Below are 25525 nucleotides of genomic sequence, written 5' to 3'. Positions count from 1 at the left end.
AGGAAATTCGTTTTCCGGCAGTCTGTTATGAAGTTGTGAAACCAGAGGTGATTGTATTGAGTACACAATACTGGCAGGAGTTTCTCATTCCATACAGACAGGCAGTGGATGAGCTGGTCCTGAAATTTAACAGCCTGAAAAACCAATCGATGACACTGGGAGAGAATTCCCCCATCGAGTCGGTTCGAGGCAGGGTGAAAACCGTTTCAAGCATTCTTGAAAAAATCAATAAATACGGCTTTGACGTCGAAGATCTCGAGACAAACATTAAAGACATTGCCGGTATCCGCATCATCTGCCAGTTTGTGGAGGATATCTACGAGGTGGTCGATATTATCCATGAGCGCGATGGAAAAGATCTGCGCATTGTGGATGTTAAAAACTATATGGAGGGGGAGGACCAGTCCAGCCTGCAATCGGGCTGTGGAACGCCCAAGGAGAGCGGCTACCAGAGCTATCATCTGATCATCCGCTACCCGGTTTTCTGTGCTCTTGGCTACAGAGAAATATATGCGGAAATCCAGATCCGCACACTGGCCATGAATTTCTGGTCTATCATCGAGCACTCCCTCAGCTATAAATACAAGGAAAAGCTGCCAGAAGCCCTTAAGGCCCGGCTTCACAATACCGCTGATTCTGTCATTGGTCTGGACCAGGAAATGTCCGCCATCCGCGACGAGATCCAGCAGGCCCAGAAGCTGTTCAAGATGAAGTCCAGCACGGTTAACAGCATTCTCGACAATATCGACAATTTATACAAGCTTGACCAGGCCGACAAGGCAGTAGCCTACGAGCGCGATTTTGAGGATCTCTCTGAGCAGGAAGACCTGATCCAGCTGATCCTCCTCAAAAAAGAACTGGAATCCGAAATCAGCCGGATTAAGGAAGAAGACTGAAAAATAGTTGACAGTTGATAGTTTATGAACGCTTTTGTTAACGTAAAAGTGATTTAGAAATCAAATCTGCCAGTGGCAGTTTGTACCATAACTCCACTATCAACTTTTAACTTAACAGGCCTCTCCTTAACGCTTTGTTTCTTCGCGATAACATTTGCCTGCCCCCTGATTGTTAAATACAATCCGATATTGGCAGCATTTAATGTTAAAACCCGCCATAATTTGGTATAATAGTTTGGTAGAAAGTGCTATAATGAATAAACCGAAATGATAATAATTCAGCAAGGTATCAATACTAAGGAGCGAATCAATATGACAAGACTATTAAGATTGGAAAAAGGTAATGAGGATGCCCTGAAGGGTGAAAACTCTGAGATTATTAACGGCGTGGCCTATGAAAAACCAGAGCTTGATGAAGCGCATAAGGATATCGTACGCTATCTGCACGCCGCTTCCAGCAGATATGTGCTGACCCACAGGCCGTTGGATAAGCTGGCCATGCCCCACGACCCGCTCGTTATCGATGCGGAAGTGTTGCCGAACACCATTTTAAGACCAGAGATTGCCATGCAAATTAAGGATGAGAGCTTTCCAGCGTGGGTGGTGGAAATTGCGTCCGAGGAAAACATGGAAGTGGCTTATCTTGAAAAAATGAACATTTATATGGCTGCCGGCGTAAAGGAATACTGGGTGATTGACCCGGTTAAACAGGTGATCCTTTCCTATAATTTTGTGAAAAACCCTTGGATTCCGGCCATCTATGACAGTCCTCAGCGAATTAAGGTGACCGTTTATAAGGATTATTTTATTTCTTATTCGGAAATTTTCAAGGACCGTTCCGAAGAAGAATAAAGAGCTTCTAAAAGGCTCTTTTTTTACTTTAAATGAATTCATTAATTTTTATTAAGTTTCCTGAAAACAGTATCCGTTTTTCAGAAAAATTGATATAATATAAAATAATGCGTATAGTATGGAAAATTTAAGGAGTTTGCAAATGGCGGCTGAAGAAAAAAAGGATGCACTGATCACTTATACGATGGATGAATGGGTCGAAATCTATAGTGAAGCAGTCATAGGATTATATAAGAGATTACTGGATTACGCCCGTGTGGTCTATGATCCGGAAAGCAAAAGCTACAGCTATTTCTGGCAGTTAGTCAATTCTGCCTACTATCTTGACGGTCAGGTCATCGGTCATAACCTGGATGAGATGATCGGATGCCAGTGGGACAATAAAAAAATTCTGGAAACGTTGGAAAATGACTACAAGACACTCTGCGTTATCTTTAAGGACCGCTATGTCGATGTGCTCAGAGCAAGCTTTCAGAATGAACTAAATGCAGAAGCCATTCACTATAATACCCTGCCGGATCCCAAAGACCGTGAGGGCTTTGAAAAGCTGCTTTTCAGCCATGGCGCAAAGGTGTTTAAAAATGTATCGGATCTGGCTGGAAGCGGCGATATCTCTGCTCAGGTGCTGCTTGGGAAAATGTATTTTCTGGGATGGGGGACCAAGGTCGGCGCAGAAGAGGGCCTGTACTGGTTCAAAAAGGCGACGGAATCCGGAAATGGCGCGGCGTTCTTCTATGCGGGTATGGCCCATGAGTATATGACCTGCTCAGAAACCGGCGTCAACCTCAACGCCGAGTCCTGCGAGCTTTACCATGAAGCCATGAACGCCGGGTTTACCGAGGCCGCCTATGCGCTTTACCGCTATTATGGCCGTTATGTCAGTGGTAAAACAGGAATGTTCCGCGCCAAAAAATGGTTAAATAAGGGCATCGAGCTGGGCAGTGTCTACTGCCAGTACGAAATCTGCCAAGCGCCCGAGGACCGCTTTGCCACCAATAATGTGAAAACGGTGGTGGACTGGGTGAAGGCAGCGGCGCATTTTGGTGTTCCGGATGCTCTGGAGCTGTTAGGGGATCTCTATCTTCAGGGGCATGCGGGCCTGAAGGTCGATTTTGAAAAGGCCGAATCCCTTATGGAGAAGGCTGGTAGTCAGTAATTACAAAATATAGAAAAAATAGAATATAATAGGATAAAAATCACAATAGAAAGAGGTGTGCGTCGTTTCAGCGTATACCTCTTTTTTATAGAAAAATGGGTATAAATATAAGATAGACTTAATTTTAAAATGCGTATTAATCTGTTGTCAATGGCGGGTGTGGATCTTTTGTGGAGTTTTGCACGGTATAATATAAGCGCAACAGAAATTTTATTTAACGGGAGTTGGAAAATGACAAAAAAGAGAAAAATCACCTTTCAGAAAGTCAGCTCAGTGCTGGTGATCCTGTTTGGTGCCGTGATGGTTCTGGCCGCTTTTCTTGAGCTCGGCGGGTTTACCATCATGCGGATGGCCGTGAATGATGTGGAGCTTGGCGCGCGCCAGATTTCAGAGCTGCTGGCAACCATGGGGGTTTTCAGCCTTGTTCTGGCTGTCGCCAGCATTGTTGCTGGTATTATGGGGTTTCGCAGTGCTGCCCTTGGAAAAGAGAAGCTCAGGCGCTGTGAGAGGATTGGCTTTGGAATCCTTGTGGTGTTAGTCATGTATTATTCCTTTTTATTTGTGGTGGATATCCTGGATGCCTCTGACTTTGCGGTGGCGGCTCTTCCGGTGCTTTATACGATCAGTGTGGTTTTAAATGCGAGAGGGACGATACAGGAAGGAGAAATGCAGGTATGAGCATGACATTTAATAACCGTAACCGGATCATCAATATCGCCGTTGGCATTACCTTTGCCCTGTCACTGGTGCTGCTGGTATTCAGCTTTATCCCAAACCCTGCCCTTGAGCAGGTTGTCAGCAATGTGATCAACAGCCGTAAACTGGTTCAGAGAGTCCTGGCTGTGGTGCTTTTGGTAACCACCTACAACCTGTACAAAAGGAAAAGAGTAGCATGGATCATGACCATTGTTCTGCTGGGTATTAACATGGCAGGCCATCTTTTTCGGGCACATCATACGGTGGGGCTGGTCATCATTATCCTTGAAGCACTGGTGCTTCTGGTGCTGCTGATTTTTACCAGGGATTTTAACCGGGCGTCGGACAAGAGGGCATTGGGGGTCGGCATTATTTTTGTTCTTATGGGGCTGTACGCTATCTTTTTAAGCGCGTCCTCCATCTATTTTGACGATACCAATATCTTTGACCCGTCAGGCGGCCTGAGCTTTGGACAGTGCCTGCTCCAGACTTTCCAGGTAATTTTTGTGGCTGGCAACGTAAAGGATGCCGGTGTGGCCACGCATCCGGAATTTAATACCTTTGTTTTCTGGTTCAGCTGGATCTGTATCATTGCCGCGCTCGGCTTTGCGGTCAAGCCCTTTCTGGAAAAAAGAAGAACCACCAGCAGTGAACTTGAGCACGCCCGCTGGCTGGTCCAGAAATATGGACAGAACCCGCTTTCCTATCTGACGCTGGAGGATGACAAGACTCTATATTTTGGAAAAAATGTGGACGGCGTCGTGGCCTACGGCGTTGTGGACGATGTGGTAGTGGTGGGAGGCGACCCCATCTGTGCCGATACCGACTTCCCGGTGCTACTTGAGGAGTTCAGAGACTTCTGTAAAAACAGCGCCTTCAGCCTCGTTTTTATGGGCATTACGGATTACTATATCGAGGAGTATAAAAGACTGGGCCTGGGCACCATCAAATGCGGTGAGGAGGCCCGGTTTGACCTGACTGAATTTACCATGCAGGGTGGGAAGATCGCCAAGGTACGCGCCAATGTGAACAAAGCCACCAAGGCGGGTGTGACCGTACATGAGTACAGGCCCCTTGAAAAAAGGGATGACGCCATTGAAGGGGCTATCAACGCTGTTTCGGATGACTGGCTTAAGGGAAAAAACAGCGGTGAGCTGTCCTTTACCCTGGGCGGTGTGGGTCTGGATAACCCTATGGACAAGCGCTACTTTTACGCCAAAAATGCGGAGGGCAAGCTGGTTGGCTTCATTGTTTTTGTCCCCTTTGCGGGCATGGACGGCTACTACGCAGATGTCACGAGAAGGACTGAGGACGCCCCCCGGGGTGTCAATGAGATCATTATGGTTGAGGCTTTTCAGAAGTTTAAGGAGGAGGGGGTCCATTGGGCGACCATGGGCATGGCGCCCCTGGCCAACTTGTCCGAGGAGGGAAAGCCAGAGAGCACTACGACCAGGCTGTTGGAATTTGTCTATGAAAACCTCAACGAGGTTTATGGGTTTAAGGAGCTTTACCGCGCAAAGGTCAAATATAATCCTTTCTGGGTGCCGGGTTATTTTGCTTTCATGCCTAGAATTATGACCCCTAAAATGGCTTATGCCATCATAAAAATCCAGAATCCCCAGGGAGTTATCGACTATGCGAGGTCTTTTGTTCAGGGAAAAATGAAAAAAGATAAGCCCAATGAAGGATAACAGAGGACAGGTATGGAATCGGGGAGCCAGCATCCATTATGAGACCGTGGGGGATGGCGCACCGCTTGTCATGCTCCATGGTAACGGCGGCGATAAAGAGGATTTCAGCGGGCTTATTGACTATTTTCTGCCCCGGTACCAGATTGTTCTGGTCGACAGCCGTGGCCACGGCCGATCCGACACAGGCTCTTTAAAACTGACTACAGGTTTGATGGCGGAGGATGTACTGGCTGTGATGGATCATTTGGGCGTCGCTGAGGCCATTATCCTCGGCTTCAGCGACGGCGCTAACATTGCTCTGGAGCTGGCCGTCCAGGCGCCGGAACGGGTACAGGCGGTCATTGCAGTCAGTGGAAATACCGATCCAAAGGGAATGCGCGCTTTGCCTTATCTGTTCATCAAGCTTCAGTACCGATTCTGGAACTTCCTTGAAAAGCTGGGCCTCCCGGTGGGAAACCGTCCGCAGCGGTACGGGCTCATGTGCTGGTCGCCCCGGCTGTCTGGGGAGGAGCTGAGCCGGATCGACAGCCCGGTGCTTTTGCTGGCGGGAACCAGGGATCTTATCCGCACAGGTCATACCCGACAGATGGCAGAATGGATTCCCGGCGCCAGCTTAGTACTTTTTAAGGGCGCGCACCACCGGTCTCTGTTTAAGGAAACAGACAGCTATATCCGTCAGATACGCGGCTTTTTAAAGGAATATGACCTGTGAGAAGGGTGTTTTGCAGAAGATGAAAAAAAAGCATGAAATTTTAAAGATCGCCAGGCGCATGGCGCTGGCGCTTGTCCTGCTGATCGCAGTGCTTTTAATAAGCCGTGCGGTGGCCATGCGGGTGGTTTATGAGCGGGCGGTTAAGAACAATGCGGTCAGCCAGCTTGAGACGCTGAAACTGGACGGTGAGGAGCAGAGTGTGCTCATCGAAGGAAAAAGCGAGGATCTGCCTGTACTCATCATGCTGCACGGTGGTCCTCAGTCTCCGATTATATACGGGAACGGTTACCGGGGCGACACGCCTGAGCTTACCGAGCATTTTCTGGTTGTGTACTGGGACTGCTGGGGTTGCGGTAAAAATTTTGCGGACAATACAGAGTCGGTGACCCTTGAGCGCCAGGTTGCCATGACCTGTGATCTGGTCAGAGACATGAAAGCCCGGTTCCCCGGCCGGAAGATTTTTCTATTCGGCTACTCCAACGGAACTATTCTGGCCACATCTGCCGCCGAGACCATGGGAGACGACCTGGCAGGAATCATCAATCTGGGGCCCATTACCAGTCTGAGAGATGCGCAGGAGATGGCTTATCAGGCGTTAAAGACAGAAGATATGTCCGAATGGGATAAAAAGGTACTTGAGGAGAGCTATGAACGGAATGACCTTGAGGGTTTTTCAAAGCTTGAGGAGATGGTGACACTCAAGACCAGCAGAATATTTTACTGGAGGGATCTGTTTTCCAACACACGGCTCATGGGCTACTTTGCACGCGTATTTTACAGCCCGGATTACAGCCTGGCAGACATCTACCACGCTTATTATGCGTCCATCTTCGGGGGCTCCCGCTTCACAACGCTTCGGCAGCAGATCTATGAGGTCGATGAAAAGGAAGCCCTGGAAAACCTGAAGGTAAAGATTCTGATCCTGCAGTCTGAAGGCGATATCTATGGATCGGCCGATTTTTTCAGCCAGCTGGCAGCTCAAAAGGATAATGTAACATTTATCCAGATACCGGAAAGTGCCCACCTGCCTACTAATGCAGGTTTTGAGGCCGTAAACCGGGCTGTGATTGATTTTGCAAAATAATAATAAGAGGTATACGTTAAAGCAGCGTATACCTCTTATTTTAGGTTAAAGGCTATTTTCAGCCGTTTTGTTTGATCTGGTAGACTTTTAGCTTATACTGAAGGTTCTGCCTTGAAATGCCCAGTTCCTTGGCGCTCTTGCTGATATTAAAGTCGTTGTTTATCAGCACTTCATTTAGAATCTGCTTTTCGATGCGGTTGAGGGTTGACTTCAGGTCAGAGTCATTTTCTCGGTCAGCCAGAAACTTGTCATGGAGTTTCTTTTCTGTATGGTTTTTTTTAATGTATGACGGCAGCAAATCTGTTGTCAGCACTGTGTCCTGATACTGGGCCATGTAGATGGCATGAGTGACTGTGTGCTTGAGCTCGCGGATGTTTCCGGGCCAGTCATGGCCGAGAAGTATATCTGCGGCCTCGTCAGAGACCTGGTAAAGGCTTTTGCCCATGGCCACTGCTTCGGAGGAGAGGAAGGACTGCACCAGCTCCATAATGTCTGAGCGACGTTCACTGAGGCTGGGAAGCGTAATGGAAAAGACAGCAAGCCGGTAGTAGAGGTCAGAGCGGAGGCGCCCCTCATCCACGGCCTCCAACGGGTCCTGGTTTAAGGCGCTGAGAACCCGGACATCCATGTCCAGCTCTTTGTTGCCGCCAACCTTTCTGTAGCGTTTGGTTTCGAGCACGCGAAGCAGCTTGGACTGAAGGGTCATGTTCATGGAGTTGATTTCATCCAGAAACAGCGTGCCGCCCCGGGCGGTTTCCAGAAGACCCTTAGCGTCCACCGCGCCGGTAAAGGAGCCCTTGACAGTGCCGAAAAGGGTACTTTCCAGAAGGTTTTCAGGAATGGCAGAGCAGTTGATGGCCACAAATGGATTGTGGGCGCGGCTGCTGTCATTGTGGATACTCTGGGCAAAGACTTCCTTCCCGGTACCGGTGGGGCCAGCGAGAAGGATGGGGGCATTGGTCTGGGCAGCAATTTTGCCCTGACGCACACATTCCAGTGTCGCTACACTGGAGCCGACCACGTCCTTAAAGGTAAACTGCGTACCATTGTCCTTAAGCTGCTGGTTTTTCAGGTCGTTTTGCAGCTTGTCAATGGTTTTTGCCATGTGCATATAGTCTGAGATATCCCGGTAAATGCAGATGGCAGCCTCCACGTTTTTCTGGCCGTCGGCTGAAAAGATTGGATAGGTGCTGCTGATGACATCGGCCAGCTTGCCAGAGGGGGATTCATACTTGACATGGACATCCTGAACTTTTTTTCCGGTTTTTAAGACATAATCCTGCATGGATTCGTTTTCAACATAATTATAGAGCGTGTGGGAATCTTTACCGATAACATCCTCATGCTTCATGTTTTCGATCTTTTCGCAGCCCTTGGAATAGCAGACGATTTTGCCTGTATTGTCAACGACGTGTATACAGACGTCCTCAATGCGTTCGATGGCCTTTACGGGAAGACTCTCTCGTTCCAATGCTTCTTCAATCGTGTCTTTCTTGATTTTCAAACGCTCGTACCTCCAACGATTAACTGTTCTATATTAAGAATAGCACATATTACAAAAAATGGGTAGAGGGCAGCCCAAAATGAGACTGCCCAAAATTCAAACATGTTATTAATAAGGGGATTAGATGTATTTCTTTTCGATTTCTTCGATTTGTTTTAAGACATCTGGTTCCAGAGCGGGTACTTCGTGTGTTGCCAGAATGTTGTCGATCTTTTCAGTAACCTGGCTCATGATTTCAGATTCATCCGGGTTAACCATCTTGCGGTCATAGAATTCCGGATACCATACGCTTCTGAAGTTCGAGAGGGTGTGCATTTCGTTGAGGTAATGTCCGCCGTGGCCGACCTGTTTGATAACGTCCATGGCCAGTGTTTCGTCGTTGACTTCAACCCCCTTAGAGTAAGCGCTGAGCTGATTGATCATTTCATTGGCCAGAACAACCATGGCAGGGGCGACGCTGTTGCAGTGATCCAGAACACCGATATCGTGAACAATATTGGCTTTACTCAGGATGGTAGAGAAGAGTTCCATCTGGATTTCAGATACAGACTGCGGATCAACGGTTTTGGCGTCAGAACAGCCGGCTGTACCGAAGAATGGCAGCTGGTAGTAGTCTGCCAGTTCGGAGGCGGCAGCCACAGACAGGTGAAATTCCGGTGCGCCGTAGGAGCCAACCGTTGTTTTCATGTCAAAGACAGTTGGCATAGAGCCGTAAATCAGCGGAGCGCCCTCGTTAACAGCCTGCGTGATGACAACACCAGCGAGGATTTCAGCATTGTTCTGTGTCAGGGCGCCGGCGATGGTGATTGGGGCTGTACCGCCCATCATGCAGTAAGGCATGTAAACAACCGGAATCTTATTGGACGCGCTGATAAAGAGTTTTTCAGTACTTTCGACGGGATGGGTCATCGGTGGGATGGGCTCGCAATAGTTAAAAATGAATGGTTTTTCAGCCAGTTCCTTGTGGCCGCCGGCTACAACAGCCGCGATGTCAATGATTTCCTGTAAGGACTCGATATCATTGGTTGAGAAGTTGATGGTTTTGTCAAAGTTTTTAACAGTCTCGATGAAGGTTACCTGAGACTGAACAGCGGGATCAACGTCGCCGCTCATACCAACGGATAAGACAAAGCTGATGTTTTCCAGTGCGCTGGCAAGGGTACACATGGTTTTGGTATCAGCCTTCATGAAAGTGCGGGCCTTGTTTGTCTTGTAGTCCAGATATTCAAGCTGATCGGAGTGCGTGCCGAAATAAACGTTGTTTTTGCTGTTGATGACCATGCTCGGGCTTCCGTCACGGTTGTATAAGGTTAATTCTTTCGGAATGGTATTCAGTGCTTTTTCAACAACTGCTTTTGGGAATTTAACCATGTTGCCGTCTACTTCGCAGCCGTATGCTTTTAAGGCTTCCAGTGTGCGGTCACCAGCGACGCGCATGCCAAAATCTGCGAGAAGCTCTAAGCTCTTTTCATGAATGGTCTCAATTTTTTCTTTATTTAAAACGCCAAAATCAATATTTCTTTTTGTGGTTTCCATTTTATTCTCCTCCTGTAAAACGAAAGTTTAGATGTGGTCTCTGTATTTTTCAGGGATATACGGGTTGAGCATATCTTCCTGTTCTTTGGTAATTTCCGGTGGGCAGTAAGATTCAAGACGTTCATTAACAGCCTGTGTAAGGGTGTCGACAACCGGCTTGTTGCCATTCTGCTGCCACTGGTTCGGGTCTTCTTTATTGAAGTATTTGGGTGCAAAAAATTCTTTGCGGAACATCTTCGGTGTACGGCCCTGGAGATAGTTGCCTCTTGGACCGACCTTTTTGATGGTATCGAAGCAGAGCGTGTCCTCAGTGACTTCAATGCCGGACAGCAGGCGTCTGTTCATGCGGTAGACATCTTCGTCCATTAAGAATTTTTCAAAGCTGGTGATGTTGAAGCTGCCCAGGATACCGCAGGAATGCAGTACGAGGTCAGGGCCAGCATCTAAGGTAGAGCGGATCATCATGTCGGATTCGTAGCCAGTCTGGGCGTCGAAATCCTTGGCGTCACTCAGGCCGCCGCCAGTACGGAAAGGTACATTGTAGAAATCAGCCAGGCCAGCAGTCGCATAGGAAATCAGAGCGGTTTCCGGCGCGCCGATGGAGAGCTGAATTTCCCTTAAATTGGTAGACGCAGAGGTCTGTCCATATACGACAGGAATGCCTGGTCGGGCCAGCTGTGCCATGACCATACCAGCAACAACTTCAGCGTTGGACATTGCCAGAAGACCAGCAACGGACGGCGGTCCTGTGAGAACCGGCATGGCACATGGTGAGAACCACAGCGGCTGGTTCATTTCAGCCCCAACCAGGAATTTTACAAGTGGATCGTGGTCAAAACAAAGGGGGGACAAAGAATTGACATGTACGATATTATTGTAAACATCTGCGCGGCCTTCAAACTGGTTGATCAGTTCAAGTCCTTTTTTGAAAGGTTCGCGGATATCGCCCTGGATTGGAAAGGTATTTGGCATAAGGTGAAGCCCTGTTTTATGGGAATATTTTAAAACCATGGCAACGGGGCTGTAGATCCGTTCTTCCATGGACAGCTGTTTATCTTCCAGGAAAACATTGAAGTAGTTACAGTCAATGACATCACTGGTATCGGAAATTTTAAAAAGATCAACAGTTTCGTCGTTGGTCATCTTATGGATTTTGCCGGATTCCAGACGGTAGATGCTGCCCACAGCCGGCATAAGCACGCGGGCGCCACCGCCAAAGGTATGATTGCCTTTGGAATTTTCGACCGTAAAGGATGCAGGTGCGGTGGACAGGGCGTCCATCACCAGCTTTTCATCCATATAAACGGTGTTGCCGTCCACGCGGGCGCCGTGACTTTTAAACAGTTCAATAATTTCCGGATGCTCAAAGATCACGCCAACTTCAGCCAGTACTTTTAAAGAAGTCTCGTGTATTTTCTGAACATCCTCTTTTGAAATATATTTTTCATAAGATTTCATATGTTTTCCTCTTTTCATAGCAATTAATGGTTTTAATCCGTTTAACAGAAGGCATTAAATACAGCAATTAATCAGATTGTGGGGAGCCCGTAGAGAACTCCCGCACAAACCATTAATTGCTGACATATATTGAATTAAATATGTCCGTAGTAATCGCGGTGGGCAACGCAGGACCATGCATAGTCAAGCAGCGTTCCCCAGGAGAATACCGGCAGGTCCACTTCACGCTGGATGGCTCTCGCGAAGGGCTGCATACCAGTACATTCTAACATAATGGCCTTGATGTCAGGGTGTTTTGCGATGAATTCCTTGGCGATGCGGATCATGTCCTTTTCAGATTCATCATAGTAGCTTTCTGGAATTTCAGGACGTTTTTCATGATCCCAGAGAGTATCGAACTGCGGGCAGCCATATTCGTCCTGAGCCCCTGCGATGTGGAAATTGCTGTTCAGGTCAATGCCAACCTTTTCGAGGTGAGTATCGGTTAAGAAACGTTTCTGGGCACAGATGATGCCAACCGCGTTTTTCGGTCCGATCAGCTGTTGGATGAAAGGTACCTGGAGCAGGCTTGACATAAAGACCGGAATATCTACTGCAGCAGCAACGTCCTGCTGGAAATACGCGAAGTATCCGCATTCAGCTGCGACAGCGCGGCAGCCCATTCTTTCAAGGTTTTTAGCAGCCTGTACAATGGGTTCGCGGCAAGGCGTCTTATCCTGTTCCCAGACGAGTGTGTAGTTGTCAACACCCTTGGCAATTTCATACTGGATTGGAAAACCCCAGGCGCTTGCGTTGCGGACGTCTCCCGGGAATCCTGGATAAGCGTCGTCCAGTACCATAATACCAATACCCATACCATAGCAGGTATGATTTTTCCGTGTGGTCATGTAATTGATGGCTAAATCTCTTTGCATTTTTTATTCCTCCCTGAATTTAAATGTTGATGTTTGCCTGTTTACTTGTTGCTGTTATTTAATGCAAGCTTTGTGCCAAATTCGTCTATATGCATCGGGAATTTAGAAAAGATTTTTAAGCATGCCTTTGCAAAAGAACTTGCTTATTAAAAGGAAGAAATAAAAAAAATTAAAAATTCCTAAAAAAATTCAAAGTTTTTGAAGAAAGAAACGGTTACAAAAACGCAAAAAAAGATTACATGCAAAAAATGATGACAATATCGTTTGAAACTTGGTTAAATAAAGGGTTTGAAAAGCATTGCAAAAAAGGAGTGCATAAAAATTTGCACCACAGAAAGAAGCCGTTTTCACGAAATACCCTTTAATTTAGCTTAAATAGGATAAAAAATAGGATTTACGAATTGGCACGAACCTTGCAATATATAATTGCATAGTCATTCGCTAAATGATAGGCTTTTCCCAAAACCAGCCTGTTCCCATAGTATAGGGTGCAAAACACTCGATTGTCAATGGAAGTTTAAAAGGTTACCATCAATATAGTATGGGTAATAGGCTGGCCTGCGGCAAGGCTTATCGTATTCGAAAATCTAAAAAAGAGGGAGAAGTATTATGTTTAAGAAAGTCCGACTGATAACTGTAGGTATTCCTATTGTTTTAATGGGCGCTGTTTTGATCCTGGGTGCTACGGATCCGAACTTTGCGGACACAATGACCGCTTTTTTCTTGGAACTCATGCACAGCGGTGGTTGGCTAGTAGCCCTTGGTATCCTGTTGTTCTTGGGATTCCTTGTTTTCTTATATGTGCATCCAATTGGCAGCACGAAGTTTGGGGGACCGAATGCCAAGCCAAAATACAGCACATGGAACTGGTGGGCGATCTCGCTGTGTGCCGGTATCGGTACTGGAATCGTATTCTGGGGGGCTGTTGAACCTCTGACCATTTCCTTTACACCGCCTGCATCCGCGGGTGTTGAACCGGGAAGCTATGCGGCCATTATCTGGTCCATGGCAAAATGCTTCCAGCACTGGGCATTCCAGCCATATTCCATCTATGCGGTAGCAGCAATCTGCTGTGGCTACGCTTACTGGAATATGGGAAAAAGCTATGCTTCCAGTTCTGGTCTCGTTTACTGGAAAAATGGGAACAATCTGAGTGACAGAGCTAACGATATCTTAGATGGTGTGGTATTATTCGCCATCGTCGGCGGTGTTGCGGGTTCTTTAGGCTATGGTCTCTTACAGATCGGAGCAGGCCTTGATTTCGTATTTGGCATTACACCTGGACCAATGGTTTGGACTGCGATTGCGGTTGTTATTATTGTTTCTTATACGATTTCAAGCGCTACAGGACTTGACAAAGGAATCCAGTGGCTGTCTGACAAAAATGCATGGATTTTTATCGCATTGATGATCTTTATGTTCGTCTGTGGGCCGATACAGTATATATGCAATCTTACTGTAGAATCATTTGGATATTATATTAATAATATTATTGCTTTAACATCTTATACAGAACCAGTGACAACCGCTGTTGCTGATTCAGCAATGTGGCCGCAGTGGTGGGATTTATACTGGATGGTTGACTGGCTGTCCTTTGGGCCAATCACAGGTTTGTTCCTGGTAAAAATGTCCTATGGCCGTACGATCCGCCAGTTCATCACTGTCAATGTTATCTTACCATCTATCTTTGGTGTTATCTGGTTTGGTATTTTTGGTGGATTCGCCATCAATATTCAGTTAACTGGCATCTATGACTTAATGGAATTCTATAATGCCAGCGGTGCAGAAGCTTTCATGATGCAGCTCTTTGAATTTGTGCCAGGCACAATGATTATTCGAGTGATTATGCTTGTTCTGGTGGCACTCTCCTTTATTACATTGGCCGATTCCATGACATCGACCATTTCTCAAATGTCGTTGAGGAATCAAACCTCTGATATTAAAGAAGCGCCGCTTCCGATCAAGGTTTTCTGGGGTGTTTTAATCGGTGCCGTATCTATTCTGTTCGTCGTTACTGGCGGCATCAATGGGATCAAAATTGTAAAAACAATCGCGGGTTATCCAATGTTGTTTGTTGAGGCCTTAATGGTCATTGGTTTCCTGAGGTACTTCCTTTCCGGCAAATATAAACAGGATGAAGTTACCTATGCGGCCGATCTTGATCGCCAGATTAAAGCTGCCGAGGCTGAAGCCGCGGCAGATGCAGAAGCTGCAAAAAATAAAAAGAAGTGGTTTGGTAAAAAGCCTGCTTCAGAATAATCCTTCAGGTAATAACCGGTGACATGACCACGCCGGAAATTACATACATCGAAAACTTCCAAAGCAAAAATAAAACAGCCGAAAGGCTGTTTTATTTTTGTGTTCTTTTTAATCTTCAAAATGATAGCGGCTGTTTTTTATGCCAAGAGTCCGCATTTTGTACTGGAGGCTCTGTCTTACCATACCCAGGGACTCGGCGCTTTTGGTAATGTTATAATTGTGAGTGCTTAGCGCCTGGAGGATCACCTTTCGCTCAAACGCCTCTGTCAGGCTTTTAAGGGAATGAGAGCTGGCTGGACTCCAGGCTTCATTATCCAAAAGAGTGCGGCCAGCAGTGCTTTTTTTCAGATCCATTGGCAGCAGATCTGAGGTGATGACATTACTGTTGTAAGGTGAAAGTAAAATAGCACGGACGATGACGTGCTTGAGCTCGCGGACATTGCCTGGCCAGTCATAGTTAAAAAGAAAAGTCCGGCTGTCTTTTGAAAAGTCATAGAGTTTTTTACCCATGGCGGCTGACTCAGAATTTAAAAAGGAAAGGGCCAGCGGGATGATATCCTCCCGACGTTCTCTGAGCGGCGGCAGGGCAATGGTCAGGGTGGCCAACCGGTAGTACAGGTCGGAACGGACGCGTCCCCTTTCAATGGCGGCTTGCGGGTGCTCATTCATGGCGCTGATAATCTGGGCGTTGGTGGTGAGCTCCTTTGTGCTGCCCACCCGCCTGTAGGTACCGGTTTCCAGGATACGCAGAATTTTGGACTGGAGCATCAGATCCATGGAATTAATCTCATCCAGAAAAACAGTTCCGTTCTCCGCCGCTTCAAAAAGACCTTTGGTGTCGCTGGCGCCTGTGTAGGCGCCTTTTACTGTGCCAAAGAGTGTACTTTCAAGCAAAGCTTCCGGGATGGCAGAGCAGTTGATGGCCACAAAGGGCGCGCTGCTTCTGCTGCTGGCATTGTGAATGCTCTGGGCAAAGACCTCTTTCCCGGTTCCTGTTTCGCCATAAATCAGCACTGGGGCAGAGAGGCTGGCGGCCAGCTCAGCCTGCTGTGTGCAGTCACGGATGCTTTCCGATACACCAGAAATATCTGAGATCTGATAGCGGGTCCCGTTACTCTTTTTTTCCTGTTTACGAAGCTTTTCCTCTAATTGCTCCAGTTTTTTAGACAGATAGATAAAATCTGATTTGTCTCTGTAAATACACATGGAGCCAACAATTTCTTTTCCTGTTTTGTCAAAAATCGGATAGACGCAGCTGACAGCGTCAATGTGCTTTCCGTTGGCGTTCATGTAGCGGATATTAAAATCTTTTAAAGGTTCGCCATTTTTCAGTACTCTTAATGCAGGCGATACTTCGCCATCGTAAAATTTATAAACCTCCAATACGTGCTTGCCGATAACGTCTTCCCGCTTCATTGCGTCCAGAATCTCACTGCCTTTAGAAAAGCCCACAAAGCGTCCGCCACTGTCAAGAATATTGATCGAAATATCCTCTACCTTTTCAAAAATCTTAATGGTATCAAGATCCAGATAAAATTTTTTGTTTTTTTTCATAAAATCACTCCAATCTCACTGCTATAACTAACGCAATATTTATACCAAATATGAATAAACTGCAAAATAATATTGCCAGCAAAAATATTTTGCAGTTGTGGATTCTTTACAGATTAAGGGACCTTTAAGATATTAAGAACAAAAGGAGTGCATAAAAAATATGCGGTGTATTTATGGAAAGTCTTGAAAATGGCGGTTTTAAGCCATTTTTACTTTGGCATTGATCTTGCATTATATAAAATTGCGATTCATTTTGCTGAAGCATACTGCTGAAGGGGGGACATGAAGCAGTAGCGCAGATGAAAATTTTGTAAGAGGAGAGAAAAAATGAACGAAAAGAAAAAAGTGAGTTGGTTGAAGCAGATTGACTGGTGGGTAGCCCTTCCGGCGCTTTCTATTCTGGCAGCTCTGATGGCCTGGGCATTGATTGATCCAACCGGAATGGGGAATTCAATTACTGTTATTTTCAATTTTCTGACCGATGGATTCGGCTGGGTTTACCTGATGCTTGGGCTTCTGTTTCTCGGCTTCTGCCTTTGGCTGGCCTTTGGCCCTTATCGGAATGTAAAACTTGGGAAAGATGATGAAAAGCCCCAGCATTCCTTTTTCTCATGGTTTGCCATGATCATTGCCTGTGGTTACGGTGTTGGCCTGGTATTCTGGGGAGCGGCAGAGCCGCTGAGCTTTTTACAGACGCCGCCGATGGGCATGGAGCCTTATACGGCAGAATCTGCTGTAAGGGCGCTGGCACAGGCGTTCTTCCACTGGGGGTGGATTCCATGGGCCATCTATATGGTTGTTGGGGTGACCATGGGTTACTTTATTTTCAGAAAGGGAATGCCGCCGTTTTTCAGCCGAGTGCTTGAGCCTATCTTTGGCGATAAGGTAAAAACTAAAGGCTTTCGTATTCTTGATGGTTTTCTGGTGTTTGGTGTTGTCGGTGGTGTCACCACAGCTACAGGGCTTGGGATTCTTCAGCTGGCGTCGGGCCTGTTCTCGCTTTTCGGTATACCGGAAAACAATCTAACCTATATCATCATTGCCATTGCGTGGGCCGCCCTGTTTACTACAAGCGCTGTCAGCGGAATTGACAAGGGGATCAAGATTCTCAGCAATCTGAATATTCCGCTGTGTATCCTGGTCTGTGTGGTTGTCTTTATTGTCGGACCGACCGCCTTTATTTTAAACACTATGAGCAGCTCGCTGGGCGACATGCTTGGAAACTTCTTCCCAATGGCTTTATGGACAGACAGCATTGATAAGACAGGCTTTGCCCAGGGATGGACGATTTTCTACTGGGCGTGGTGGATCGCTTCCGCGCCGTCAACCGGGCTCTTTGTAGCGGACATCTCACGTGGCCGTACCCTGAAGGAAATTGTGCTGGTTCATCTGGGCGCAGCCCCAATCGCTACCTGGCTGTGGTTCGCAACTTTTGGCGGAACTGCTATTTTCCAGGAAATGTTCCAGAATTTAGGATTGGTTGCTTCCATGAATGACATGGGAACACAGTCCGTTGTCTTTACCATGCTGTCGCATCTGCCCCTCGGTCAGATTCTGGCAGTGCTGTTCCTGATTTTAATCTTCCTGTTCCTGGCAACAACCGTCGACTCTTTTTCATATGTTTGCGCCCAGGTATCAACAAAGGAAGATCAAAATCCAAAAATGCCTTCAAAACCATTGAGAGCTGTTTGGGCCATCGCTATCGCGGCATTAGCCATTACAATGATTTTGGTTGGTAAAGGCCAGATCCAGAGCTTGCAGTTGTCTTCGGTTGTGGCCTCTATTGTCATTATGGTGGTAATGGTTCTGATGATTATCTCGATGTTTAAATCACTTAAGCAGGAAGAACTGGAAGGAACCATTGACCTTGGCCGTTTAAACAGCAGACAACATATTTTAGAAGAAAAACAAAAAGCAAATGAGTTGAAAAAAATTCAGCGTGCTGCCAAAAAAGACAAAGCATAAAAATTTAATTAATTAGCTAGGTGAAATGAGAAAATGAGATTAAGATTTAATTTTGCAGAAAAGGAAGAGCTTGACCAAATTCATGAAGCCACATTGGATGTTTTAAAAAATGTTGGCGTGAACTTTCATGAAAAAGAAGCTCTTGATATTTTTAAAGCACATGGTGCCAGAGTAGACGGCAATACTGTGTTTATTGAAGCGGATATGGTCACGAAAGCCCTGTCGACCGCTCCTTCAAAGTTTGAATGGAAGGGCCGTGAAAAAAGTGTCGTCATTGGTGATGGCGGCAGCATATCGGTTCCATGTTATGGCCCGATTTACCGTCTGAAAGATGGAGAGATTAAAGATATTGTTCCGCAGGATTATGTGGATGTCACAAAGCTGCACGAAAGCAGTAACGTGCTGGATGCCGGGAACCCCAATGTTATGGAGCCGGTGGCGATCCCAAGAGATATTCGCCGAAATTACCAGATGGCAACAGCCCTAAAATACCACACCAAGCCGGTCATGGGCATGGTTGATGGTAAGGAGGCGGCTGAAATGAGTATTCAGATGGCCCAGGATTTCTACGATGTACACGACCAGACACCAGTTGTCGCTGGACTCATCAATGTCATGTCACCTCTGGGCATCAGTACCGCCATGTGTGAAGCGCTGATTACCTATGCCAGAGCCGGACAGCCTGTTGTCGTAGCTGAGGGCGGCTTTCCGGGTGTTACCCTGCCGCCGAGCATCGCCGGAACACTGGTGTCCAACAATGCCGGTATACTGGCCGGTATCACGCTGGCGCAGCTGGTAAATCCTGGAACACCGGTTGTTTACGGCCTCCCTGCTGTGAGCGGTGATTTGAAGGTGATCTCCATGGCAATCGGCGGCGCCGAAACCCCTTTGTTTGTTTACTATGCCAAAGAAATTGCCAATTACTATCATCTGCCGGTGCGGGCCGGCGGCGGCCTCACAGACGCCAAAGCTGTCGATTACCAGGCCGGCAAGGAAACTGCACTAAACCTCTTTGCAACCTATGGTGCAGGCATTGACTTTATCATTCATGCCTGCGGCATCCTGGATACCTATAATACCATCAGCTTTGAAAAGCTGGTGCTGGACGAAGAGGCAGCCTTAAGTATCAAGCGTCAGTTTAAGGGCTTTGTGGTGGATGACAGGCATATGATGATTGAAGAAATTGCCAAGGCCGGCCCGGGCGGAAGCTATATTAACAAAAGGACACCAAAGATTTACCGGGAAGAGTTTATGCTTCCTAAGCTGGCGAACCGTGAAACGACACAAAACTGGCTGAAAGACGGCGCAAAAAGCGTTGAGGCTCTGGCCGCCGATATGGTAGAAGAACGAATCGGTAATTATAAACTCCCTGAATTAGCCGATTTCCAGGAAAAAATATTAGAAAAATACATTCCGCAGGAGTGGAATGCAGACTAAAAACTTGTTTGCCTAAACGATGCTAGAAATGATTGACTCCCTCAATTGACTAGTGTAAAGAAGACCGCGCACCCACGGTCTTCTTTTTTGGTATGAGCCAATATTAAAAACGCCGCCTTCCCTAAAAGAAGGCAGCGCTTTTAATGGATCGAATTTGAATTTTTTAAATGAAGCTTCTAGCTTTCGACAATTTCAAGGATATCCATCGGGCACGCTTTGGCGCAGATGCCGCAGGCAATACATTTGGACGGGCTGTCCTTGTCTTCAGCTTTAACGATAAGGCCGAAAGGACAAACTTCAACACATTTACCACAGTTTGTACAAAGCTTTTTGTTGATCATGTAGACACCCTTAGGATTCTGAGAGATTGCGCCGGCTTCGCAGTTTTTAGCGCATTTGCCGCACTGTACACAGACTTTGGTTTTTAAGTCGCCGTTGTCTTTTACGTCAACTTTAATACAGGATAAATCATGACCATAGGCTCTGTCTTTATAGAAAGCAGTTGAACAAGCCCATTCACAGGCCAGACAATTCATACAGAGGGACTGATCGGTTACTTTAAGTTTTTTCATAATGATAATACTCCTTCTCTCGGATCTTTGAGATTGAAGCCTACAAAGAATCCGTTCCCCAATATTTATTCTACCTTAATTCTAACGAGAATGATTTCAATTGTCAATAACAAATCATTCCATATTTTGGAGTATTTTTTGGATGAATCGGGCAGACTTGTCCCCAAAAGAGGGCTAAATTTTACTCTATCGAATAAAACGGAATGGAAGCATACAAGCGCTTTGGGATTTTCAATAAAAACAGCACCGATTTTGGCACCTCATATCGAAAAAATGCCGGCTTTTTTTGGTCAATTTCCAAAAGATGATAAGTGGTGCAAAAAAATATGCATGTGCAAAAACCGATTACACATTTTTGAAAAGGGCTTAAAATCGCCATAAAAAAAAGGTTTTTTTTAAAAACGGGCCTGATTCCCCCAAAAAGAGCAAAAAAATTTGCAGTTTTAATTTTTGGTAAAAATCCTTCTGGATGATAATAAACTCCAGAAAATGGCTTGAATAGGCTTTTTACCAAAAAAAGTAATTATTATTTCATGGGAATTAAATTTGGCACGCATATTGCGTTATATAATGGCATCACACAAATTAAAAAGTAAAAGAAAATCCAAAGGAACAAAAAAGGAGAATGAAAACAATGGCAGATATGAGTTATTTAAAAGACAAGCCAATTGCGGTATTGGGCGCAGGCGGTGTTGGTAAGGCAATCGCAGGGGACTGTGCTTTAGGTGGCGCAAAAGTGAGAATTTGTGACATGGAACCCTTCGCACAGAAAACATTAATGAATGTTGACAAAGTTGGGATCAAATTCTACGGCGAACAGTGTAACCTCTACGGTTTCGAACGTGAAGGCTTTGCTAAAATGGACAAGGTAACAACAGACGTAGCTGAAGCTGTTAAAGGTGCAGGTATCATCGTTGTTGCAACACCGACCTTCGGCCACAAACCTTTCTTTGAAAAATTAATCCCATGTCTGGAAGACGGACAGGTTATCCACATCTTCCCAGATAACTATGGTTCTTTAATCTTACGCAAAATGATGCGTGAAGCTGGCTGTACAGCAAAAGTTATCATCGGCGGCTGGTCTTCTTCTACATACGGAAGCCGTGTTGATATGCCTGGTGGTGTTATCACTCACAAAATCAGAGTATACTACCGTGCGATCACCCTGCGTGGTGCTGCAATGCCGGCAACCGATACAGAAGCTTTCATCGAAAGCTCCAAATACTTACCGTCTATGGACGCTGTAACCAACGGCGACGGCGCGGTAGCAGGTGATACGGTGTTAGATACTGGTTTCTCTAACGTTAACCCAGTTCTTCACTGCCCAGGCGCAATCCTCGGTGTATCCACAATGGAAAACTTCGGAACCATCTTCGGTGAAGACAAATATAAATTCTCGATCTACTCCCACGCATACTGCCCATCCATTTCTCAGGTACAGTACACCTTTTATGAAGAAGAATGCACTTTAGCTGAAAAACTGGGCGTCGGCATCCAGCCATATGAAAAAGAACACTTCTTCTCACGTGAAAATGTTCTTGGCCAGGAATACATGGGACTGGATTACTTAATTCCATTCGACAAACAGGATCCAATCCAGTACGGCACCGGCCCCTTCGACATGAACAACCGCTATATCACTGAAGATATCCCAGTTGGCTGCTATGTATACCAGCAGTTGGGTGATGTTTTAGGCGTAGAAACACCCGTTGTGGACTCTATGATTAACCTGGCTAACGCGATCCACGGCAGAGACTTGACCGAAAACGGCTATACCTTAGAATACCTGGGGATTGACGGCATGTCGGTTGAAGAATTAAATACCTACTTAAGAACAGGCGAAAAATAAATTTCCTCATTAACTTTACATCATAAATAAACCTTACTTAAAATACCGGACAGCTCCGGCTGTCCGGCCCCCTCTTGTATTTAAAAATAAATAAAAAGAAATGTTATATACCGGAAAATTTTGAGAGCTTTGGGAAATATGTGAGACTCAAAAAATAAAAGGAGACTATCGTGAAAAAAAGTATTATCGATTTTAGAAGAATGGCCGCTGAAGGCGAAAAAATCGTTTATTTGACAGGCTATGATTATCTGACCGCTAAATATGAAGAACGTGCAGGCGTCGACATGATTTTGGTAGGGGACTCTCTGGGGATGGTTACCCTGGGACATGAAACCACCTACCCTGTAACCATGGATGATATGATCGCACACTGCTCTGCGGTAAGACGCGGTGCACCGAATACCTTTATTGTTGGGGACATGCCTTACATGTCTTACCAGATTTCGGATGAAGAAGCTGTTTTCAATGCTGGCCGCTTCACCAAGGAATCTCTGGTGGACGCCATCAAATTAGAAGGCGGCACAGACTCTGTATGTGAAAGAATCAAAGCCATCGCGGATGTTGGTATTTTAGTCATGGGCCACATTGGCCTGACACCTCAATTTGCAGCTCAGATGGGCGGCTATAAAGCCCAGGGCAAGAGCGCAGACGCTGCCATCGAACTGGTTAAGCAGGCCATGAAGATTGAAGAAGCCGGCGCGGCCTTTATCTTGGTTGAAGGTGTTCCGGCAGTTGTTGGAAAAGCCATTACTGAAAAATTAAGCATTCCTGTACTGGGGATCGGCGCTGGATCCTACACAGATGGCCAGCTGTTGATTTACGCAGATATGGTAGGCTACTATGATGACTTCACACCGAAATTCGTTAAGAAATATGCCGATGTTGGCGGCGAACTGTTAAAAGGCTTTACAGCTTACTGCGAAGAAGTCAGAAGCGGCGCTTTCCCGGATGACTCTAAACACGCCTATGTTATCGCTGATGAAGAAGCAGCCGAACTCGAAAAGTTATTAAAAGAAATCTAAATCATTGGGAAATTGATTAAGAAAAACAGGAGAAAATTATGAGTACTTTAGCAAATCTTGGGGAACTGGTTGTAGCCGGTAACGAGAGCGGCGTTGTAGAAGCAGTCAACGCCATGGTTGCTGACAAAGCAGATCCAGTTGCGATTATCAACGAAGGATTATTAAGCGGCATGAACGTTGTCGGCGAAAAATTTAAAAACGGCGAAATGTTTGTCCCTGAAGTATTAATGGCAGCCCGCGCCATGAACGCTGGTATGGCCATTGTTAAACCATTGATCGCGGATACCGATCTTCCGACACTTGGAACCATTGTTATCGGAACCGTTAAGGGCGACCTCCATGACATTGGTAAAAACCTGGTTGTGATGATGTTAGAAAGCGCTGGCTTCAAAATCGTTGATCTTGGTGTCGATGCTAAACCAGACGACTTTATCAATGCTGCAAAAGAAAACAATGCGGATATCGTGGCAATGTCAGCCATGCTGACAACCACCATGACCGTGATGGAAGAGGTTATCAACGGCTGCAAGGATGCCGGCGTAGACGCCTGCTACCTGGTGGGCGGCGCTCCGTTAACCCCTGTTTTCAGCGAAAAAATCGGTGCAACCTATGCTGCCGAAGCCTCTCAGGCTGTGGAAACCGCTAAACAGATGGTTATCGCTTAAGATAGATTTGATTCGTTATAAACCCTTCTAAAAATATAAATACCGATAGCTCTTTGGATTGTTGGTCACAGTCTGAAGAGCTATTTTTTAAAAATAAACAGGGAAGGCACTTTGAGAAGAGTGAAAGGGCATATCAATGTCAAAAGGGGTAGTAGCGGCCATTTGTGCCGCTTTCAGCGCCGGGATGATTCCGATCTTTACAAAGCTGATGATGAATGCTGGGTTAACCTCAGCTCAGGTTCTTTTTTTCAGGTATATGTGGGTGTTCATTATGGCTGGCGGCTGGATGATGATTCGTAAAAAAAGCTTTCACATCACCAGAAAACAGCTGTGCGCGCTTTTTTTCTTTACCGTAGCAGGATACGGCGGCGCGACCTTTCTGCTGGCCTCCTCCTTTAATTTTTTGCCGGTGGGTCTGGCCACAATGCTGTACTTCACCTATCCCATGTTCGTCATGCTGATAATGACCCTGCTTTTTAAGGAAAAGCCCACCAAAATAAAAACAGCCTCGCTGCTTCTGGCGGTCTTTGGCATTTTATGGCTAATGAATTTTGATTTTTCCATCGTGAATATCGGCAGCGTTCTGGCAGTGGGGGCAGGGCTGGCCTATGGCGTTTACCTTGTGGGGATACGAAAAAGCAGCATGAAGAATATGGACAATATGGCCATTGTTTTTTATCTGGCAGGGATCAGCTGTGTGCTGTTTTTTGGCCAGGGATGCCTTACAGGCACGCCGGATTTTTTAACCATCGGACCGCTTGAGCTTTTCTATGGTCTGATTCTTGGATTTATCACGGTTTTTGTACTGGGAGTCGTGGCTTTTGCCATCAAAGCCATCGGCCCGACAAAAACCTCGCTGATCATTTCCTTTGAGGCCGTGGTTTCTCTGGTGATGGGCATTCTGGTTTTTAGTGAGCCCTATGGTGTTAATACCTGGGTGGGCTCCATATTGATGACCCTGTCTGTGATTTTCATTACCAGAGAAAACACAGAGGAGGCATTGGTCGCGGCTGAAAAATGAGTTATAATAGAGAGCAGGAGGTGTGAAAATGGAAAAGGTTTATCATATTCCGATTCGGATGGAGCGGGATATTGTGTTCAAACGGATGCATATTTATGAAACGCAGCCGAATTACAATGAGTTTTTGGCAGCCTACAACGAGCTGGCAGAGGAGATTCCAAAACTAGTGGACGCCAGAGGAATTTATGTCCTGAAAAAAGCCGATGGCCGTGTGCCAATGCACAAGGGGCTTTGCGAGGTCAGCCATTTTGTATACGTGATGGTCACTCTGGGCGCTGGAATCAGTGACCGATGCACCGCTTACTTTGCCGAAAAGAATTATCTGAAGGGATTGATGATTGACTCCATTGCCGACCAGCTGCTCTTCAATCTGTCGGATGATTTTTATCCGGTTATCCGAGAGGATGTTTTCGAGAAGCAGGGCTATGCGCTGACGGTTCGTTACCAGCCGGACGACTACATTATTCCCATTCAGAATCAGAAGGTTATTCTGGAGGAAGCAGACGGCAGTGACCTGTTAAACGTTTCTGTGACAGAAGGCTTTATGTACAATCCCTTGAAAACCATGGGCTATGTATACGGCGCCGATAAAAATATGCAGATCGCGGAAAAGGATCATGACTGCGGCCTGTGCTCAAATTATGGATGTGAATTCCGGTCTGTATAAGGTTGAGCCATGGTC

Annotated in this window: 22 protein-coding genes; 16 read left to right on the top strand and 6 right to left on the bottom strand. The window is 46.2% G+C overall.

Features of this window, described 5'->3' with window-relative positions:
- The first annotated feature begins 56 nt into the window (after positions 1-56).
- The 7 genes from BUC22_RS01245 (at position 57) to BUC22_RS01215 (ending at position 7087) form a co-directional block, all read left to right on the top strand.
- Positions 57-896: a GTP pyrophosphokinase gene (locus BUC22_RS01245; RefSeq protein WP_013381965.1), complete on the top strand. Its 840-nt coding sequence runs from the start codon at positions 57-59 to the stop codon at positions 894-896.
- 312 nt (positions 897-1208) lie between these two features.
- Positions 1209-1748, top strand: a complete 540-nt coding sequence (locus BUC22_RS01240) for a Uma2 family endonuclease (protein ID WP_013381964.1) — start codon at positions 1209-1211, stop codon at positions 1746-1748.
- A gap of 142 nt (positions 1749-1890) precedes the next feature.
- The gene (locus BUC22_RS01235; protein WP_013381963.1) at positions 1891-2904 is read left to right on the top strand and encodes a tetratricopeptide repeat protein; all 1014 of its coding nucleotides are present in this window, start codon (positions 1891-1893) and stop codon (positions 2902-2904) included.
- A 231-nt stretch (positions 2905-3135) separates the two neighbouring features.
- Positions 3136-3582 (top strand): hypothetical protein, encoded by a 447-nt coding sequence (locus tag BUC22_RS01230; protein ID WP_073381922.1) that lies wholly within the window; start codon positions 3136-3138, stop codon positions 3580-3582.
- On the top strand, positions 3579-5291 hold the full coding sequence (locus tag BUC22_RS01225) for a bifunctional lysylphosphatidylglycerol flippase/synthetase MprF (RefSeq protein ID WP_083591063.1): 1713 nt from the start codon (positions 3579-3581) through the stop codon (positions 5289-5291). The genes BUC22_RS01230 and BUC22_RS01225 overlap by 4 nt, the downstream gene beginning before the upstream one ends.
- Entirely contained in the window at positions 5281-6003 is a 723-nt protein-coding gene (locus BUC22_RS01220; RefSeq protein WP_073381919.1) for an alpha/beta fold hydrolase, read from the top strand. Before BUC22_RS01225 ends, BUC22_RS01220 begins: the two co-directional genes overlap by 11 nt.
- Before the next feature lie 19 nt (positions 6004-6022).
- Positions 6023-7087 (top strand): alpha/beta fold hydrolase, encoded by a 1065-nt coding sequence (locus BUC22_RS01215; protein ID WP_227162865.1) that lies wholly within the window; start codon positions 6023-6025, stop codon positions 7085-7087.
- Positions 7088-7145: 58 nt separating this feature from the next.
- On the opposite strand, the gene BUC22_RS01210 is transcribed toward BUC22_RS01215, so the two are convergent.
- The 4 genes from BUC22_RS01210 to BUC22_RS01195 all read right to left on the bottom strand — a co-directional run bounded on the left by BUC22_RS01210 (position 7146) and on the right by BUC22_RS01195 (position 12499).
- Positions 7146-8591 carry a sigma-54 interaction domain-containing protein gene (locus BUC22_RS01210; RefSeq protein WP_013381958.1) on the bottom strand — a complete coding sequence of 482 codons (1446 nt, stop codon included), beginning with the start codon at positions 8589-8591 and terminating at the stop codon, positions 7146-7148.
- Positions 8592-8711: 120 nt separating this feature from the next.
- Positions 8712-10127 (bottom strand): trimethylamine methyltransferase family protein, encoded by a 1416-nt coding sequence (locus BUC22_RS01205; protein ID WP_013381957.1) that lies wholly within the window; start codon positions 10125-10127, stop codon positions 8712-8714.
- A gap of 27 nt (positions 10128-10154) precedes the next feature.
- A complete protein-coding gene (locus BUC22_RS01200; protein WP_041689928.1) occupies positions 10155-11585 on the bottom strand; it encodes a trimethylamine methyltransferase family protein in 1431 nt (476 codons plus the stop codon).
- A 134-nt stretch (positions 11586-11719) separates the two neighbouring features.
- Positions 11720-12499 carry an aspartate/glutamate racemase family protein gene (locus tag BUC22_RS01195; RefSeq protein WP_013381955.1) on the bottom strand — a complete coding sequence of 260 codons (780 nt, stop codon included), beginning with the start codon at positions 12497-12499 and terminating at the stop codon, positions 11720-11722.
- Positions 12500-13108: 609 nt separating this feature from the next.
- Here BUC22_RS01195 and BUC22_RS01190 point away from each other — a divergent pair.
- Positions 13109-14758: a BCCT family transporter gene (locus tag BUC22_RS01190; protein WP_013381954.1), complete on the top strand. Its 1650-nt coding sequence runs from the start codon at positions 13109-13111 to the stop codon at positions 14756-14758.
- Positions 14759-14866: 108 nt separating this feature from the next.
- On the opposite strand, the gene BUC22_RS01185 is transcribed toward BUC22_RS01190, so the two are convergent.
- Positions 14867-16312, bottom strand: coding sequence for a sigma-54 interaction domain-containing protein (locus BUC22_RS01185; RefSeq protein ID WP_073381917.1), 1446 nt, complete (start codon positions 16310-16312; stop codon positions 14867-14869).
- A 327-nt stretch (positions 16313-16639) separates the two neighbouring features.
- Between BUC22_RS01185 and BUC22_RS01180 the strand changes: the two genes are divergently transcribed.
- Both BUC22_RS01180 and BUC22_RS01175 read left to right on the top strand, forming a co-directional pair.
- Entirely contained in the window at positions 16640-18277 is a 1638-nt protein-coding gene (locus BUC22_RS01180) for a BCCT family transporter (protein ID WP_013381951.1), read from the top strand.
- A 33-nt stretch (positions 18278-18310) separates the two neighbouring features.
- Positions 18311-19714: a trimethylamine methyltransferase family protein gene (locus BUC22_RS01175; protein ID WP_013381950.1), complete on the top strand. Its 1404-nt coding sequence runs from the start codon at positions 18311-18313 to the stop codon at positions 19712-19714.
- Positions 19715-19890: 176 nt separating this feature from the next.
- Here the strand turns inward: BUC22_RS01175 and BUC22_RS01170 are convergent, their stop codons facing one another.
- On the bottom strand, positions 19891-20286 hold the full coding sequence (locus tag BUC22_RS01170; protein WP_013381949.1) for a 4Fe-4S binding protein: 396 nt from the start codon (positions 20284-20286) through the stop codon (positions 19891-19893).
- A gap of 138 nt (positions 20287-20424) precedes the next feature.
- Between BUC22_RS01170 and BUC22_RS21365 the strand changes: the two genes are divergently transcribed.
- The 6 genes from BUC22_RS21365 to BUC22_RS01145 all read left to right on the top strand — a co-directional run bounded on the left by BUC22_RS21365 (position 20425) and on the right by BUC22_RS01145 (position 25510).
- Positions 20425-20667, top strand: a complete 243-nt coding sequence (locus BUC22_RS21365) for a hypothetical protein (RefSeq protein ID WP_143163919.1) — start codon at positions 20425-20427, stop codon at positions 20665-20667.
- A 253-nt stretch (positions 20668-20920) separates the two neighbouring features.
- A complete protein-coding gene (locus tag BUC22_RS01165; RefSeq protein WP_013381947.1) occupies positions 20921-22135 on the top strand; it encodes an NAD/NADP octopine/nopaline dehydrogenase family protein in 1215 nt (404 codons plus the stop codon).
- A 170-nt stretch (positions 22136-22305) separates the two neighbouring features.
- Positions 22306-23157: a 3-methyl-2-oxobutanoate hydroxymethyltransferase gene (gene panB / locus BUC22_RS01160; protein WP_013381946.1), complete on the top strand. Its 852-nt coding sequence runs from the start codon at positions 22306-22308 to the stop codon at positions 23155-23157.
- A gap of 38 nt (positions 23158-23195) precedes the next feature.
- On the top strand, positions 23196-23822 hold the full coding sequence (locus BUC22_RS01155; protein ID WP_073381914.1) for a cobalamin B12-binding domain-containing protein: 627 nt from the start codon (positions 23196-23198) through the stop codon (positions 23820-23822).
- A 136-nt stretch (positions 23823-23958) separates the two neighbouring features.
- Positions 23959-24843 (top strand): DMT family transporter, encoded by an 885-nt coding sequence (locus BUC22_RS01150; protein WP_013381944.1) that lies wholly within the window; start codon positions 23959-23961, stop codon positions 24841-24843.
- A 28-nt stretch (positions 24844-24871) separates the two neighbouring features.
- Positions 24872-25510 (top strand): 5-methyltetrahydrofolate--homocysteine methyltransferase, encoded by a 639-nt coding sequence (locus tag BUC22_RS01145; protein ID WP_013381943.1) that lies wholly within the window; start codon positions 24872-24874, stop codon positions 25508-25510.
- Positions 25511-25525 lie beyond the last annotated feature (15 nt).

It is taken from the genome of Eubacterium callanderi (assembly GCF_900142645.1).
Lineage (GTDB): Bacteria > Bacillota > Clostridia > Eubacteriales > Eubacteriaceae > Eubacterium > Eubacterium callanderi.
The sequence above is the reverse complement of the archived record's forward strand: the minus strand, read 5'-3'. Positions and strand labels throughout refer to the sequence as shown.

Coding starts and splice junctions, on each gene's coding strand:
- BUC22_RS01145 (WP_013381943.1), top strand. CDS start 24,872: ATGGAAAAGGTTTATCATATTCCGATTCGGATGGAGCGGGATATTGTG.
- BUC22_RS01195 (WP_013381955.1), bottom strand. CDS start 12,499: ATGCAAAGAGATTTAGCCATCAATTACATGACCACACGGAAAAATCAT.
- BUC22_RS01225 (WP_083591063.1), top strand. CDS start 3,579: ATGAGCATGACATTTAATAACCGTAACCGGATCATCAATATCGCCGTT.
- BUC22_RS01230 (WP_073381922.1), top strand. CDS start 3,136: ATGACAAAAAAGAGAAAAATCACCTTTCAGAAAGTCAGCTCAGTGCTG.
- BUC22_RS01185 (WP_073381917.1), bottom strand. CDS start 16,312: ATGAAAAAAAACAAAAAATTTTATCTGGATCTTGATACCATTAAGATT.
- BUC22_RS01200 (WP_041689928.1), bottom strand. CDS start 11,585: ATGAAATCTTATGAAAAATATATTTCAAAAGAGGATGTTCAGAAAATA.
- BUC22_RS01235 (WP_013381963.1), top strand. CDS start 1,891: ATGGCGGCTGAAGAAAAAAAGGATGCACTGATCACTTATACGATGGAT.
- BUC22_RS01205 (WP_013381957.1), bottom strand. CDS start 10,127: ATGGAAACCACAAAAAGAAATATTGATTTTGGCGTTTTAAATAAAGAA.
- BUC22_RS01170 (WP_013381949.1), bottom strand. CDS start 20,286: ATGAAAAAACTTAAAGTAACCGATCAGTCCCTCTGTATGAATTGTCTG.
- BUC22_RS01180 (WP_013381951.1), top strand. CDS start 16,640: ATGAACGAAAAGAAAAAAGTGAGTTGGTTGAAGCAGATTGACTGGTGG.
- BUC22_RS01150 (WP_013381944.1), top strand. CDS start 23,959: ATGTCAAAAGGGGTAGTAGCGGCCATTTGTGCCGCTTTCAGCGCCGGG.
- BUC22_RS01155 (WP_073381914.1), top strand. CDS start 23,196: ATGAGTACTTTAGCAAATCTTGGGGAACTGGTTGTAGCCGGTAACGAG.
- BUC22_RS01190 (WP_013381954.1), top strand. CDS start 13,109: ATGTTTAAGAAAGTCCGACTGATAACTGTAGGTATTCCTATTGTTTTA.
- BUC22_RS01220 (WP_073381919.1), top strand. CDS start 5,281: ATGAAGGATAACAGAGGACAGGTATGGAATCGGGGAGCCAGCATCCAT.
- BUC22_RS01175 (WP_013381950.1), top strand. CDS start 18,311: ATGAGATTAAGATTTAATTTTGCAGAAAAGGAAGAGCTTGACCAAATT.
- BUC22_RS01165 (WP_013381947.1), top strand. CDS start 20,921: ATGGCAGATATGAGTTATTTAAAAGACAAGCCAATTGCGGTATTGGGC.
- BUC22_RS01215 (WP_227162865.1), top strand. CDS start 6,023: ATGAAAAAAAAGCATGAAATTTTAAAGATCGCCAGGCGCATGGCGCTG.
- BUC22_RS01240 (WP_013381964.1), top strand. CDS start 1,209: ATGACAAGACTATTAAGATTGGAAAAAGGTAATGAGGATGCCCTGAAG.